The sequence below is a fragment of the Sphingobium sp. FW305-3-2-15-F-TSA7 genome (assembly GCF_058787155.1).
Window position 1 is genome coordinate 164,892 of sequence record NZ_JBYSZM010000004.1, and the last position, 13,312, is coordinate 178,203.

The window sequence follows — 13,312 nt, forward strand, 5'->3', positions numbered from 1 at the left end:
GTTGATCTCGCTGGATCAGACTCCAGACGAATCCTCAGCCCTCCCAGACGGTTTCGTAGATCCGCATCCAGTTGCCGCCCAGGATCTTCCGGATCGACACCGTGTCGAAGTCGCGCTCGGCCAGGCGCCGGGTGAGATTGATCATCGTCCGCGGGGTCTCGATGCCGGCCGGATAATAATATGGCGGCTTGGGATAGGTATCGGCGCGCCAGATCCCGGCTGCGATCGCCTGATCATAGATCGCGACTGCGGCCTCGTCGCTGACGATCGGCCATTGCATCGATGCGTAGTCGATGCCCAGGCCGACATGATCGATCCCGACCAGATCGGCGATATGGACGATGTGATCGATGAAATGATCGAGCGTCGGGCGTTCGGAATCGTTGACGAAGGCGGGGAAGCCGACCGCGCCGATCAACCCGCCATTCGCGCCGATCGCCTTGATCACCTCATCGGAGACGTTGCGGTTCGACGGGTGGATCGCGGCGGCGTTGCCGTGCGAGATCACGACCGGAGACCGCGAGGCTTCGATCGCCTCCAGCGTGGTACGCGCGCCGGTATGCGCGCAATCGACGACGATCTTCGCATCGTTGAGCGCGGCGATCAGTTCGAGGCCGAAATAGCTGAGCCCGGAATCGGTCCGTTCGCTGCCGCCGTCGCCGACGCGATTGCGGCGATTATAGCAGAGCTGGATCACCTTGACGCCGAGTTCGCCATAAATGGGGATAAGCTCCAGATTGTCCTCGATCGGATCGGTGCCCTGGAAATGCAGGAGAATGCCGGTCTCTCCGGCCTGCTTCGCCGCAACGATATCGGCCGCGCTGCGGATCAGGCGCATGTCCGCGCGGCTGGCGACAAAGGCGTGCCATCCCGCGATCGCCTTGAACGCATAATCGGCATTCTGCACCCAGGCCACGGTGGGCGTGACCACGGTGACGCCGCCTTCGCGATACCAGTCGACGTATCTTTTCTCATAGGTGATCGGGCAGACGGCATCGACGATGATGGTTTCGGCGTGAAGCGCTTCGATATCCATGATGACCCTTTCACCGCCCGGTTTCCGAATATCGATTCGGAATAATCTTCGGGCACGGCTGTCGAAATGAAGCAGGATTGCGCGAATTATCTGCGGCAATCTTGCCATTCGGTCAAGTTTCGATTACGAAAATATTCTCTGAGGGAGGTGCCGAATGAACCGCATATGCGACCACCGCCTTCCCCCATTGCGGACGTCCCGCGCCTCAGATGATCAGATCCTCGATTACCGTCGGATAGCTCGCGACCTCCATCTCGATCAGCAGGATCGTATCGGGTTCGCTGATCGAGACATAGCGATGGCCCATGCTGGAATCGAAAACGACGCTGTCGCCTTCGCGCAGGCGGATGGGGGCATAGGCCTCGGTCTGGAGCTCGAACTCGCCGCTGAGGACGTAGATGAATTCCTGCCCCGGGTGACGGCGGAATTCGACGGGCTCGCGATCGGGATGCTGCTTGATCCGCGCGCGCAGGAACACCTTGTTCATGCCGGCCAGGCCGTCGGCCAGCACTTCATATTCGATGTCCTGCGCCTGGAAGCGCGGGCCGGTCCCGGCGCGCGTCACCGCGCGGCGCGAGCCGCTGACCTCGACATGGGGCTCGGGGTTGGTGAAGGCGGTGACCGGGAGATTGAGCCCGCTCGCAAGCTTCACCACGCTCGAGAAATTGAGCTTGGTCAGCCCGTTCTCGAGCTTGGACAATGTGCCCTGCGAGATACCGGTGCGCGCCGCGACTTCGGTCAGCGTCCAGCCTTCGCGTTTACGCAGCGCCTTCAGCCGGGCGCCGATCGTAGCGGGCGCGAGCGACGTCGTCATGCCAATCCTCTCAGCGTTCAGAAACGAGCAGAACCCGTCCTGTATCGTTCATTGCGCGCTGTTTCCAAATGAAAACACGATGCGGAGCCCATCATGACCAACGATGATTATGTCGCGCACGACGCGCTCGGGCTGGCGAAGCTGGTCGCGGACAGACAGGTCTCGGCAAGCGAATTGCTCGACGCCGCGCTGGCGCGGACCGCGGCGGTCAATCCGCGGATCCATGCGCTCAACCATCTGTTCGAGGCGCGGGCCCGCGCGGATATCGCCGCCGGCCTGCCCGACGGCCCGTTCCACGGCGTCCCCTTCGTGCTGAAGGACCTCTATATGGCCTATGCTGGCGAGCCGACCGCGAACGGATCGCGTTTCTGGGCCGGCGATGTGCCGTCGCAAAGTTCGGAACTGTTCGAACGCTATCGCCGTGCCGGTTTCGCGATCTTCGCCAAAAGCGCCACGCCCGAGCTCGGCTATAGCGTGACGACCGAACCCGCCGCCTCCGCGCCGACGCGCAATCCATGGGATCTTTCGCGGACGGCAGGCGGATCGAGCGGTGGCGCCGCGGCGGCGGTCGCGGCGGGCATCGTGCCGATGGCGCATGCCAGCGACAGCGGCGGATCGATCCGCATCCCGGCATCCTGTTGCGGCCTGTTCGGGCTGAAACCGACGCGTGGCCGGATGCCGATGGGGCCGGAACGCGGCGAATCGAGCGCGGGCCTCGGCACGGCGCATGCCGTCAGTCGCTCGGTTCGCGACAGCGCCGCCTTGCTCGACATATCGGCGGGCCCCGATCTGGGCGCGCCCTATGGCATCGCGCCGCCCGCGCGCCCCTGGCTGAGCGAAGTCGGGGCCGATCCCGGCCATATCCGTATCGCGCTGATCATCGATCTGCCCGATGACGGCGCCGTCCACGCCGATTGCCGCGCCGCCGCGCAGGATGCCGCCGCGCTGTGCGAAGCGCTCGGCCACCATGTCGAGCCCGCTGCCCTACCGATCGATCGGCGACTGCTCGCCGCTGCCTCGTCAGTGGTGGCCGCCACGCTCGTCCGCGCGCTCGTCGATGCCCGCGCACAGCAACTCGGCCGGGCGCCTGCGGACGGCGAGCTCGAACCGCATGTCGCGGCACTGGTCGAAGCGGGACAGTCGGTCGACGCCGCCGACTATCTGCGCGCGACCCAATATTTCCAGAAAGCGAGCCGCGATCTTGCCGCCTTTCAGACGCGGTATCCGATCATGCTGAGCCCGGCGCTGGCGCAACCGCCGGCGCCGTTGGGCACGCTGGACGGTACCGCCGCGGACGTCCGGACGCTGTCAACCAGCTTCGCACCTTATTCCGCGCTGGCGAACATCACCGGCGTCCCGGCAATGACCGTGCCGCTATTCCACAGCGCCGCCGGCCTGCCGATCGGCACCCAGTTCATGGCCCGTTTCGGCGACGAAGCCCTGCTCTTCCGCCTCGCCGCGCAGCTCGAAACCGCGCGACCGTGGAAGGACAGGCTTCCAGCGATCGAGGTCTGACGCGTCCTCGCATCCGTCACACCGGCGAACCCGGGGGGCATCTATGATGGAAACTTCCGGTCCGGTTGCAGACTGTCGGCTTTCAGGCCGAAACGCGCACAAGCGGACCTCTAGCGTGTCGAGCAGGGCCGCGGTGGACCGTTTCTCCGTACAACGCGAAGGCCCAGGCCCGAGCATGGCGCTATGTTGATCAGCCAAAGTCAGCTACGCATCTGTCGACGCGGGAGAGGGGCAGATGGATCGGCTCGACGCCATGCGGGTGATTCTGGCGGTCGTCGATGCCGGCAGCCTGTCAGCGGGAAGCCGCGCGTTGGGCTCACCGCTTCCCAGTGTCAGCCGCAAGGTCGCCGAACTCGAGCGCTATCTTGGAACCAATTTGCTCGTGAGGACGAGCCGTAACATTCAACTTACAGACGCAGGGCGCGACTATGTCGAGGCAGCCCGACGCATTATTGCCGATCTGGAAGAAACCGAGCGCCGAGCATCAGGGGAGTATCAGACGCCGCGCGGCGAACTGTCGATCACCATGCCGATCGAATTCGGTGTGCGCCATGTGATCCCCATCGCGCTCGCCTTCATGGAAGAATATCCCGAGGTCACGCTCAATCTCATAACCTCCGACCGGCTGGTGCATATGGTCGACGAGCATGTCGACGTCGCGATCCGGCTCGGCCATCTGCCCGACAGCGCGCTGTTCGCGGTCAAGGCGGGGGAGTTTCGCCTGATCACTTGCGCCAGCCCCGCCTATCTCGGGCGGCGCGGAACACCGACCACTCCGGGAGACCTCCCCGGCCACGACGGGATCCTATTCGGCCCGCTCCCCATGTTCTGGGGTTATCGCGTAGACGGTGAGGATCTGATGTGCATGCCGCGTGCGCGGGTTGCAGTGAACAGCGCCGCCGGAAATCTCGCGGCCGTGCTCAGCGGCGTGGGTGTCGCGCGCCTCTTCGATTATCAGGTGTCGGAGCATATCCAATCGGGCACGCTCATACGCCTCCTTCCGGATTTTGATGGCGAGCCTCGCCCCATCCATATCGTCTACCCGCGCCAAGGCCTGCTTCCGCTCAAGGTGCGCGCCTTCATCGATTGGGCCTCGCCGCGCCTGCGCGCGGCGTGCACGGGACTGGGCTGCCCCTGACCGACATGCGCGGAATGAGAGGCTTGCTCTCGCTTTCCCTTCCTACCGGCATTCTCCCAACCCTCTAAATCGTTCTGGTCGCCCCGATCGCATCGGTCGGTCGGCATCCCAACCTTCTTGAAAGGAAGAGCGATGAACGAAGCAAAGGGCATTGCCCTCATCACCGGTGCCTCCACCGGAATCGGAGCGATCTATGCCGACCGCCTGTCACGACGGGGCTATGACCTGATCCTGGTGGCGCGCAGCGCCGCCAAGCTCGATCAGGTCGCGAAGGGGATACGCGAAGCCACCGGCCGTAATGTCGATACCCTGCCGGCCGACCTTTCCAACCCTGGCGAACTGCGCCTGATCGAAGCGCGCCTCATCAACGACCGCCGCATCACGATGTTGGTGAACAATGCCGGCATCGGCGCCCCGGTCCCGACGTGGCAGGCGGATGTCGACCAGATGGAAGCGATGATCGACATCAACGCCACCGCGCTCGCCCGGCTGACTTACGCCGTTGCGCAGCGGTTTGCAGCGGTGGGCAGCGGTACGATCATCAACATCGCATCGACTGTCGCAATCGCGCCCGAATTCATGCTCAACGGCGTTTATGGTGCGACGAAGGCGTTCGTTGTCGCCCTCACGGCGTCGCTGCACGCGGAACTCGCAGACAAGGGCGTCCGCGTCCAGGTCGTTTTGCCCGGCGCCACCGCGACCGAGTTCTGGGATCTGTCCGGCGTGCCGCTTTCCGGCGTTCCTGCGGAGATCGTGATGTCGGCCGATGCAATGGTCGACGCCGCGCTGGCCGGACTCGACCTCGGCGAGACCGTCACCATCCCCGCGCTTCCCGACATTGCCGCCTGGGATGCGTTCGAGGCGGCAAGGGTCGCCATGCTTCCCAATCTGTCGCTGACCAAACCGGCCGACCGTTATCGGACCGCCGTCGCAGCCTAAACCAACCTCTTCACGCCCAAACAGGAGAATGATGATGATGTCCGCTGCGAACTCAACGTCCCTTCGCCGCCTGCTTTCCGCCACGGCCCTTTCGGTCGCAGCGTCAGGCATGGCACTTCACGCCGGCCCCAGCCTTGCCAATAGCGCTGGTTCGGCAACCGCGACCACGGCCGCTGCGGGCGCCGTGGCACCCCAAGACGAGTCCATCCGTCCCTTCCATATCGCCATCCCCGAAGAAGCGCTGACGGATCTTCGGCGGCGCATCGCAGAGACGCGCTGGCCCGACCGCGAAAAGGTTGCCGACGCATCGCAGGGCGTGCAGCTCGCCCGCCTTGAACCGCTCGTTCGCTATTGGGGCAGTGACTATGACTGGCGCAAAGGCGAAGCCCGCCTCAACGCCGTGCCGCAGTTCATTACGACGATCGACGGCGTCGACATCCAGTTCATCCACATTCGCTCGAAGCATAAGGGTGCGATGCCGCTGCTGATGACGCACGGCTGGCCGGGCTCACCGTTCGAACTGTTGAAAACAGTCGGACCGCTGACCGATCCGACCGCGCATGGCGGCAAGGCCGAGGACGCCTTCGACCTGATCATGCCCACCTATCCGGGCTATGGCTTCTCCGGGAAACCGACCGAGGCATGGGATCCAGCGCGGGTGGCGCGCGCCTGGGACGTGCTGATGAAGCGCCTTGGATACAAGAATTATGTGTCGCAGGGCGGTGACTGGGGTGCGATCATTTCGCAGGTGATGGCCGTACAGGCGCCCCAAGGTCTGCTTGGCATCCACACCAACATGCCGGGCACCGTGCCACCGGATGTTCTCAAGCTCGTCCGCGCCAAGCAGCCGGTTCCCGCGAGCTACTCGCCCGAAGAGAAAGTGGCATATGCCGGCCTCGAGACCTTCTATGGCAAGGGCTTCGGATATGCCGAGATGATGAACACGCGGCCGCAAACGCTCGGCTATGGCCTGTCGGACTCGCCGGTCGGTCTCGCGGCCTTCCTCTATGAAAAGATCGCGACCTGGACGCATAGCGGCGGCAATCCCGAGAGCGTGCTGACCCGCGACGAGATCCTCGACAACATCACCCTTTATTGGCTGACAAATACGGGAACCTCGTCGTCGCGCAGCTATTGGGATGCCGCGCAAGGCGAAGGCGGTCCGTTCAACGCGATCGAGATCAGTAAGGTGCCGGTCGCGGTGACCGTGTTCCCGGGCGAGATCTATCGCGCCCCGCGCAGCTGGGGCGAGAAGAGCTTCAAAAAGCTGATCTACTGGAACGAAGTCGACAAGGGCGGGCATTTCGCCGCCTGGGAACAACCTGAACTGTTCGCTGCCGAAATCCGCGCCGCCTTCCGTCCCTTGCGCGAGAAGCGCTGAGCAAACGATCATTACGCATCAAAGGAACAAGATCATGAACAAGCCCGATAAAATCCTCTACACCGCCAAGACCCACACCACCGGAGGCCGGGACGGCAAGTCGGCAAGCTCGGACGGCAGGCTCGATGTGAAGCTCTCCAGTCCGGGTGGGCCAGGCAACGGCACCAATCCCGAGCAACTGTTCGCCGCAGGCTGGTCCGCCTGCTTCGAAGGCGCCATGGGTCTCGCCGCCAAGAAGCTCGATGTAAAGCTCCCCGCCGATCTTGCGATCGATGCTGAGGTCGATCTCGGAATGGCCGGCGATGCCTATCTGCTTCAGGCGCGTCTCAATGTCAGCCTGCCCGGCGTCGATCGCGAAACCGCGCAGGCGATCGTCGATATGGCGCATCAGACCTGCCCCTATTCGAAAGCGACCCGCGGCAATATCGATGTCGAGATCAACCTCGCCTGATCGGCGCAGGACTGGAGATATCCCATGCCATATCCGAACTTACTCAATCGGCGGAATTTTCTCAGCTCGACTGCAGCCGCCGCCGGTATGGCATGGGGATCCAGCCGGGTTCCGGCTCTCGCCAGCCCACCGCCTGCCGCCGCCGGTTTTGGCCCGATCAAGCAAATCCATGCCGGGAGGCTCGATGTCGGGTTCGTCGAGCAGGGTCCAGGCGATGGGCAGCCAGTTCTTCTGTTGCATGGCTGGCCCTATGACATTCACAGCTATGAAGCTGTGGCGCCTGCACTGGCAGCAGCTGGCTATCGAGTGATCGTGCCCTATCTGCGCGGCTTCGGGACAACGAACCTCCTTTCCAGGGACACGCCCCGGAACGGCCAGCAATCCGTCTTTGCAACAGACGCGATCGCCCTGCTGGATGCGCTTGGCATCGACAAAACGATCGTCGCCGGCTGCGACTGGGGCGCCCGCACCGCCTGCATCCTTGCGGCACTCTGGCCGGAACGTTGCACGGCGCTTGTGTCGGTAAGCGGTTATCTCATCGGCAGCCAAGAGGCGAACATGATGCCCTTACCGCCGGCGGCCGAGCTTTCCTGGTGGTATCAATATTATTTCGCCACCGAACGGGGCCGGGCCGGATATGATGCGAACCGGACCGAGTTTGCGAAGCTGATATGGCGGACGGCGTCGCCGACCTGGCATTTCGATGATGCCACATTCGACCGCACGGCACGCGCGCTCGAAAATCCGGACCATGTTGCCATCGTCGTCGACAATTACCGTTGGCGGCTCGGGCTGAGCAGAGGCGAACCCGAAAACGACGTGCTGGAGCGACGGCTTGCGACGTTTCCGGCCATCACCATACCGACAATCACACTGGAAGGCGATGCCAACGGCGCCCCGCATCCCAAGCCGGAGACCTATGCGAAGAAATTTTCCGGCCGATATGCGCATCGTACGATCAATGGCGGCATCGGCCACAACCTGCCCCAGGAAGCGCCGGACGCATTTGTCGGGGCAGTGATCGACGCGGGATCAGCACAATTTCGGGGAGATGAAAAATGAACGTTCAAGTGAAGCGGAAAATCGCGTTCGCCCTCCTCATGGGCATCGTAACGACAGGAATTATCTCGTTTTCCCTGCTCGCCATCAACCTTGGCTTTCCAGAGGATTTTGTGGCGACCTGGCTACGTTCCTGGGCAACAGCCTATGCGATCGTCATTCCCGCCATTTTGGTGGTTGGACCGCGCCTGCAAGCCCAGGTTGACCGCATCATCGTTTGAAAAAATGCACATTCGTTGACGCACTGCCACCCCGAAGTGCAATGACCGATCGCATCGTCTGCGTCCGGTGATCGGCGACGAAGCCCTGCCCTTCCACCTCGCCGCGCAGCTCGAAACCGCGCGGCCGTGGAAGGACAAGCTACCAGCGATCGAGGCCTGACGCGTCCTTGCGCCCGTCACCCCGACGAACCCGGGGACAGCTATGCGGACATCATGGCTGGCGACGAGATCCGGCATGGGGTCGACAAGTGAGCATCAGGCATGTTTCACCCGCAGCTGGTCTTTCACAGTCATCAGCAAGGGAAAGTGCCGATGCGCCAGCTGCTCTTCATGGCAATCCTCTTGCCGGTTCCTGCCTATGCTCAACAGGCGCCAGAGCCGATCATCGACATGCATCTTCATGCCCGGGCGGCGGAGTATTCGGGACAGAATCCGCCGCCGATGTGCGCGCCTTTCGAGATCATGCCGAGATCGGACAACTCAGCCGGTGTCTATGAGGGGATGTCGTTCGACACTGCGCCGTGCCCCAATCCGATCCAGCCCGCCGTCACCGACGATCAGGTCATGCGCGATACGATCGCGGCGATGGAGCGGTTCAACATCTACGGCGTGGTCAGCGGCGAGCCGCAGATGGTCGGCCGCTGGGCGCAAGCGGCGCCGAAGCGTATCATCCAGGCGGTCGATTACCGGCTGCCCGGCACATCGGGATCGAGCCATGTTGGTGTTCGCTCGATCGCCGATCTCCGCACGCTCCATTCCCTGGGGAAATTGCAGGTCATCGGCGAGATCATGGCGCAATATGAAGGCGTCTCGCCAAGTGATCCGCGGCTGGAACCGATATGGGCGCTGGCCGAAGAACTCGACGTGCCGGTCGCCATCCACCTTGGACCGGGCGAGCCGGGCCAGCCTTACGCCGACGGCGAATATCGCGTCAGCCTCGGCGATCCCTTGCTGCTCGAGCCCGTCCTCGTGCAGCATCCCAGGCTGCGCGTCTCGGTGATGCATGCGGGATACCCGATGGCCGAGCGGATGCGCGCGCTGCTTTTCAGCTACCCGCAGGTCTATGTCGATATCGGTTCGATCGTTTACACCGAACCCCGGCCGGCCTTTTACGGCTTTCTTCGCGAACTCGTCGACGCAGGCTATGCCGACCGCATCATGTTCGGATCCGACCAGATGATCTGGCCCGGTGTCATCGAAGCTTCGGTTCGCGCAATCGAGGAGGCTCCGTTTCTCACCGACCGGCAAAAGCGAAACATCTTCTACAATAACGCCGCGCGTTTCCTTCGCCTGACGGACGAGAAGATCGCCGAGCATCATCGCCACTGACGGATTGTGGGCCGGTTTCTGTCTGCCGGGTTTCAGATTGCCGTTCGGCAGAGCGGACATTTGAGCAGGCTCAGTTGGCTAGCTTGAGCAGCCATCTCGTCTGGCACTTGATCGTGAATCCGCCGCGTCACCACGCACTCGCGCAGATTTCTTGGATCTGCAAGCGGCTCAACTTGATCGATTAGCTAGATCCAGCTGCTCATGCGACGTCGCCGCACGCCGGAAGCCCGGCCGACAGCCTGCCCGCCCAGGTTCTCAGACCGCCCCCGTACTCCGCGCGCGCAAACGGGCAGGCAGGCTCGGGCACGCTGCGGCATCATCGGCGCCAATCAAGGCCACGACCCAGTCCTCGAACCGAGCGGGCACTCCCATCCTACCTATGCGCAATGCGCCCAACACCGCGTCACGCAGCCCTGCTTGGCCAAGGGCCTCAACCACATCGGGCTGAAGCATGAGATCGAGCGAAGTCAGAACGCGGAGATCCGGAAATCGCCGCGCGGACAGGTTAGTAGCCTTGCGCTCGTCGATCACCGCGATCGCGTTAACGGCCACCGAACAGGCAATGGTCGCTGCCTCGCCGTCGTCGAGCGTCTCCGCTGTCGGTCCGATCACCAGCCCCTCGAAATACGCGTCCCCGCGTTCGTCGAGGCCGACGATATCGATCAGCCCTGCCGCGATGAACCGCTCGATCGCATCGAGATCAGTCCGCCCCCTTGAGCGGCCCTCCTTGAGCTCAGCGATCAGGACATCGGTGACGGCGATCGCGCAGGGCAGGGCTTCGACGATCACGGGTGCATGGCCCGAGGCATTGAGGTTGATCGCGGCGCTGGTGTCCAAAATGATGGACGCCGTCCGGTCAATCCGGAAGGATGGGGATGCCATCGGCATCGCTCCCTTCCAGTTCGAGATCGGCGAGCATTCCGCGCAATTCGGCGCGATTGAGCCGCAGGAGCTTTGCCAACTGGCCTTCGCTCATCAGTTGCCGGCGCCAAGCCTCGGCGGCAAGCAGCCCGAGACGCAACGAGGTCGGCCGTTGGGCGTCGGCCTTGCCGGCATCGGGCGAGACCAGGTCGCCAAGCACCTGGCGCTCCTGTTCGTCGGTAATCCCACCCTGGGCCTGAAACCAGTTCCATTTGCCGGGCGTGACGAGCTTGAGGTCCTCGAGTCTGTGCACGAGCGCTTCGCGCGAGATATTGAAATAATGCGCCAGCACGATGACGTGGTGGCGGGTCAGAACCTCGGAGCCGGCGACGACCTCCTGGAACTTTTGCATGACCGCGCGAGCGGGCGCCAGGAAAGCGGCGCCGAATGCATTGGCGTAACGTTCCTCGCGCGAATTCTCGATCTCGCCCAAGTGCAAGATCTCGGGGCTTCGTCTGGTCGAGATGAAATGGCCGCATTCATGGGCGGCCGTCTGGGTGCGGCGCGCTTTTGGGTGGTTGGCGTTGAGCAGGATGCAGGGCCCTAACGCCTCGTCGTAGATGAACAAGCCGGAGATGCTGCTCTTGAGACGTCGCACATAAACGCGGACGCCGAGCTCAAACTCCATCAGCGTCACGATATCGGCGATGGGTGCGAGTCCGAGACCCAGGCGTTGGCGCAGTTCATTGGCGTCATCCTCAGCCTGCGCACGAACATCGCCGCGCGCGATCGGGCGCTCGGGAGGATAGTTGCGTACCCGCTGGACGCCGAGCAGATTCTCGAGCTCGACCTCGGCGCGCGCGAGGTCGGACAGGAGTTGCACTGCTTCGAGGCTCGCATCATCCTGGCTGTCTTGGAGCCGGCGGAACCGCGGAGCGAGGTCAACATGGACAGCCTCGTCCCGCACGATCGCATTGACCGAGGTCCCGTAGAGCTGAGCAAGCTTCTGCAGCTCGGACAAGCGGACGCGCCGTTGCCCCTTCTCTATGGCGGAGAGAGTCGGGCGAACCACGCCGATCGCATCGGCTGCGTGCGCTTGGGTAATGCCAGCGGCGTCGCGCGCCTTACGTAAGCGTTCGCCGACCTGGATTTGATCAAGTTCGCTGAGTGCAGTCACGATCCCGCCGCCCATTCGCGCAGGAACGCGTCCGGCCCCAGATGATCGAGAAAGGCGGCCCATTCCGCCGCGTGCGCCGCGAGCAGTCGATCGATCTTGAGGCGAACCGCCTCAGTCGACATCGCGCAGGCGCGGGCAAGCTGGAAGATGTGCAAGTTGAGCTCCGGCTGGGTGGTCGCGGATTGTCGAAAACCCGCCAGATGGTCGAGATGGAGCGTTCCGGCAATGGCATATTCGCGCATCTTGCGCGTAATTTTCCGCCGCTCGAAATCCACTGCAGCTCCAGCTTCCAACGTCGGTGCGGAGAGATTCTCCCAGATATAGGTATCGACCGGTTCGCCCTGCCCTGCGGCATGAATGCTCATGCGCCTGAGCAGGCAAGCGGCACAGATGCCGCATTGCCGAAGGCGACCATTGACCCCGGCATGGCGGTTCTGCTGCCAGCAGGAGCGGGTGCCGCGCCAGGCGGTCGCATCGCCCGTGCAACCGTCGAGATGCGCAGCAAGCGTTTCTCCCTTGGTCGACCAGAGGCGCGGCAGCTCATAAGTAATACGCCGATCGAGCAGCGCTTCAAGGAACGCCTCGAGCTTTCTCAAGAAGCAGGGATGGTTGCGGTAATCGGGATGGGCTTGGCCGAGCGCCGCAAGGGCGGGACCCAGCGCCCCCTGTCCACTTTCGGGCAGGATGACGCGCGACGCGTCGGCGAGATAAGCGGCGAGACCGCTGATGATCCCGAACTTGAAGCCGCGCGAGCGCATGCTGGTTTCCTTGCGCGGGCCGCGCACCGCATAAGGAATGTTGGCAAAGGCCTGCCCGCGCGCCGACTTTCGGCGCCTGTCGCGATCGCTCGCCCCTAAGCGGATGCGCGCCAGCACGTTGCCGGGTTCACGCGATACGAGGTCGGCGACCGAGCAAGAGTCGAGACCTTCACTGAATGGGATGACGGCGTCGGCGTGATAGCCGAGCTCGAGCACATTCTGTCCGACCCAAGCACCGCCGGGGCGACGTGCGGTGAAACTGATCGTCCAGCGGTCGCCGGTCAGCTGGTTCAACGTCGCATGCAGTGTATCGGCGACCGCGGGCTGACACCACCGCGCGAGTTCATGAACGGGGAGATGGAGGGTGATGTCGCGCGCCCAGCTGCGCGCGGGCCGGCGCACCGCCATATCGCAATATTCGACGGCGCCTGCGACCAGCAGGGCATCCTCGAGCACCGGGTTCCAGCGCTTAAAGAAGTAGGTCGAGAGGCGATCCACGTCGAAGGTGATGCCATGACCGATCGTACAGCCCTCCCAGCCCTCACCGGGCAGATCGCCGGGCTCGGTGACCATGATCCGGGCAGACTTGACCGGAGGCGGCATTTGCGGAGCGAGCACGTTCATCTTGCTTTC

13 protein-coding genes are annotated in these 13,312 nt (G+C 63.4%); 8 read left to right on the forward strand and 5 right to left on the reverse strand.

Translation table 11 applies throughout. The features are described from left to right. Nucleotides 1-34 precede the first annotated feature (34 nt). Nucleotides 35-1,036, reverse strand: coding sequence for a dipeptidase (locus AC3WN8_RS04335; RefSeq protein ID WP_492668159.1), 1,002 nt, complete (start codon nt 1,034-1,036; stop codon nt 35-37). 205 nt (nt 1,037-1,241) lie between these two features. Next, nucleotides 1,242-1,850: a helix-turn-helix domain-containing protein gene (locus AC3WN8_RS04340; protein WP_492668160.1), complete on the reverse strand. Its 609-nt coding sequence runs from the start codon at nt 1,848-1,850 to the stop codon at nt 1,242-1,244. A gap of 93 nt (nt 1,851-1,943) precedes the next feature. Between AC3WN8_RS04340 and AC3WN8_RS04345 the strand changes: the two genes are divergently transcribed. From AC3WN8_RS04345 to AC3WN8_RS04380, 8 genes are all read left to right on the forward strand, one after another. Continuing rightward, nucleotides 1,944-3,365, forward strand: coding sequence for an amidase (locus AC3WN8_RS04345; protein ID WP_492668161.1), 1,422 nt, complete (start codon nt 1,944-1,946; stop codon nt 3,363-3,365). 235 nt (nt 3,366-3,600) lie between these two features. Next, nucleotides 3,601-4,503, forward strand: coding sequence for a LysR family transcriptional regulator (locus AC3WN8_RS04350; protein WP_492668162.1), 903 nt, complete (start codon nt 3,601-3,603; stop codon nt 4,501-4,503). 132 nt (nt 4,504-4,635) lie between these two features. After that, nucleotides 4,636-5,442, forward strand: coding sequence for an SDR family NAD(P)-dependent oxidoreductase (locus AC3WN8_RS04355; protein WP_492668163.1), 807 nt, complete (start codon nt 4,636-4,638; stop codon nt 5,440-5,442). A gap of 109 nt (nt 5,443-5,551) precedes the next feature. Continuing rightward, nucleotides 5,552-6,823 (forward strand): epoxide hydrolase family protein, encoded by a 1,272-nt coding sequence (locus tag AC3WN8_RS04360; protein ID WP_492668164.1) that lies wholly within the window; start codon nt 5,552-5,554, stop codon nt 6,821-6,823. Nucleotides 6,824-6,857: 34 nt separating this feature from the next. Continuing rightward, nucleotides 6,858-7,274: an organic hydroperoxide resistance protein gene (locus tag AC3WN8_RS04365; RefSeq protein WP_492668165.1), complete on the forward strand. Its 417-nt coding sequence runs from the start codon at nt 6,858-6,860 to the stop codon at nt 7,272-7,274. Between the two features lie 24 nt (nt 7,275-7,298). Then, nucleotides 7,299-8,336 carry an alpha/beta fold hydrolase gene (locus tag AC3WN8_RS04370; protein ID WP_492668166.1) on the forward strand — a complete coding sequence of 346 codons (1,038 nt, stop codon included), beginning with the start codon at nt 7,299-7,301 and terminating at the stop codon, nt 8,334-8,336. Beyond that, entirely contained in the window at nt 8,333-8,554 is a 222-nt protein-coding gene (locus AC3WN8_RS04375; protein ID WP_492668167.1) for a DUF2798 domain-containing protein, read from the forward strand. The genes AC3WN8_RS04370 and AC3WN8_RS04375 overlap by 4 nt, the downstream gene beginning before the upstream one ends. Nucleotides 8,555-8,866: 312 nt before the next feature. Beyond that, entirely contained in the window at nt 8,867-9,883 is a 1,017-nt protein-coding gene (locus AC3WN8_RS04380) for an amidohydrolase family protein (protein ID WP_492668168.1), read from the forward strand. A 255-nt stretch (nt 9,884-10,138) separates the two neighbouring features. On the opposite strand, the gene AC3WN8_RS04385 is transcribed toward AC3WN8_RS04380, so the two are convergent. From AC3WN8_RS04385 to AC3WN8_RS04395, 3 genes are read right to left on the reverse strand one after another with little or no spacing between them, the layout of a single operon-like run. Then, a complete protein-coding gene (locus AC3WN8_RS04385; RefSeq protein WP_492668169.1) occupies nt 10,139-10,765 on the reverse strand; it encodes a PIN domain-containing protein in 627 nt (208 codons plus the stop codon). Then, nucleotides 10,740-11,921, reverse strand: coding sequence for an ImmA/IrrE family metallo-endopeptidase (locus AC3WN8_RS04390; RefSeq protein WP_492668170.1), 1,182 nt, complete (start codon nt 11,919-11,921; stop codon nt 10,740-10,742). Before AC3WN8_RS04390 ends, AC3WN8_RS04385 begins: the two co-directional genes overlap by 26 nt. Continuing rightward, nucleotides 11,918-13,252, reverse strand: coding sequence for a hypothetical protein (locus AC3WN8_RS04395; RefSeq protein ID WP_492668171.1), 1,335 nt, complete (start codon nt 13,250-13,252; stop codon nt 11,918-11,920). Before AC3WN8_RS04395 ends, AC3WN8_RS04390 begins: the two co-directional genes overlap by 4 nt. Nucleotides 13,253-13,312 lie beyond the last annotated feature (60 nt).

Coding starts and splice junctions, on each gene's coding strand:
- AC3WN8_RS04335 (WP_492668159.1), bottom strand. CDS start 1,036: ATGGATATCGAAGCGCTTCACGCCGAAACCATCATCGTCGATGCCGTC.
- AC3WN8_RS04340 (WP_492668160.1), bottom strand. CDS start 1,850: ATGACGACGTCGCTCGCGCCCGCTACGATCGGCGCCCGGCTGAAGGCG.
- AC3WN8_RS04345 (WP_492668161.1), top strand. CDS start 1,944: ATGACCAACGATGATTATGTCGCGCACGACGCGCTCGGGCTGGCGAAG.
- AC3WN8_RS04350 (WP_492668162.1), top strand. CDS start 3,601: ATGGATCGGCTCGACGCCATGCGGGTGATTCTGGCGGTCGTCGATGCC.
- AC3WN8_RS04355 (WP_492668163.1), top strand. CDS start 4,636: ATGAACGAAGCAAAGGGCATTGCCCTCATCACCGGTGCCTCCACCGGA.
- AC3WN8_RS04360 (WP_492668164.1), top strand. CDS start 5,552: ATGGCACTTCACGCCGGCCCCAGCCTTGCCAATAGCGCTGGTTCGGCA.
- AC3WN8_RS04365 (WP_492668165.1), top strand. CDS start 6,858: ATGAACAAGCCCGATAAAATCCTCTACACCGCCAAGACCCACACCACC.
- AC3WN8_RS04370 (WP_492668166.1), top strand. CDS start 7,299: ATGCCATATCCGAACTTACTCAATCGGCGGAATTTTCTCAGCTCGACT.
- AC3WN8_RS04375 (WP_492668167.1), top strand. CDS start 8,333: ATGAACGTTCAAGTGAAGCGGAAAATCGCGTTCGCCCTCCTCATGGGC.
- AC3WN8_RS04380 (WP_492668168.1), top strand. CDS start 8,867: ATGCGCCAGCTGCTCTTCATGGCAATCCTCTTGCCGGTTCCTGCCTAT.
- AC3WN8_RS04385 (WP_492668169.1), bottom strand. CDS start 10,765: ATGGCATCCCCATCCTTCCGGATTGACCGGACGGCGTCCATCATTTTG.
- AC3WN8_RS04395 (WP_492668171.1), bottom strand. CDS start 13,252: ATGGTCACCGAGCCCGGCGATCTGCCCGGTGAGGGCTGGGAGGGCTGT.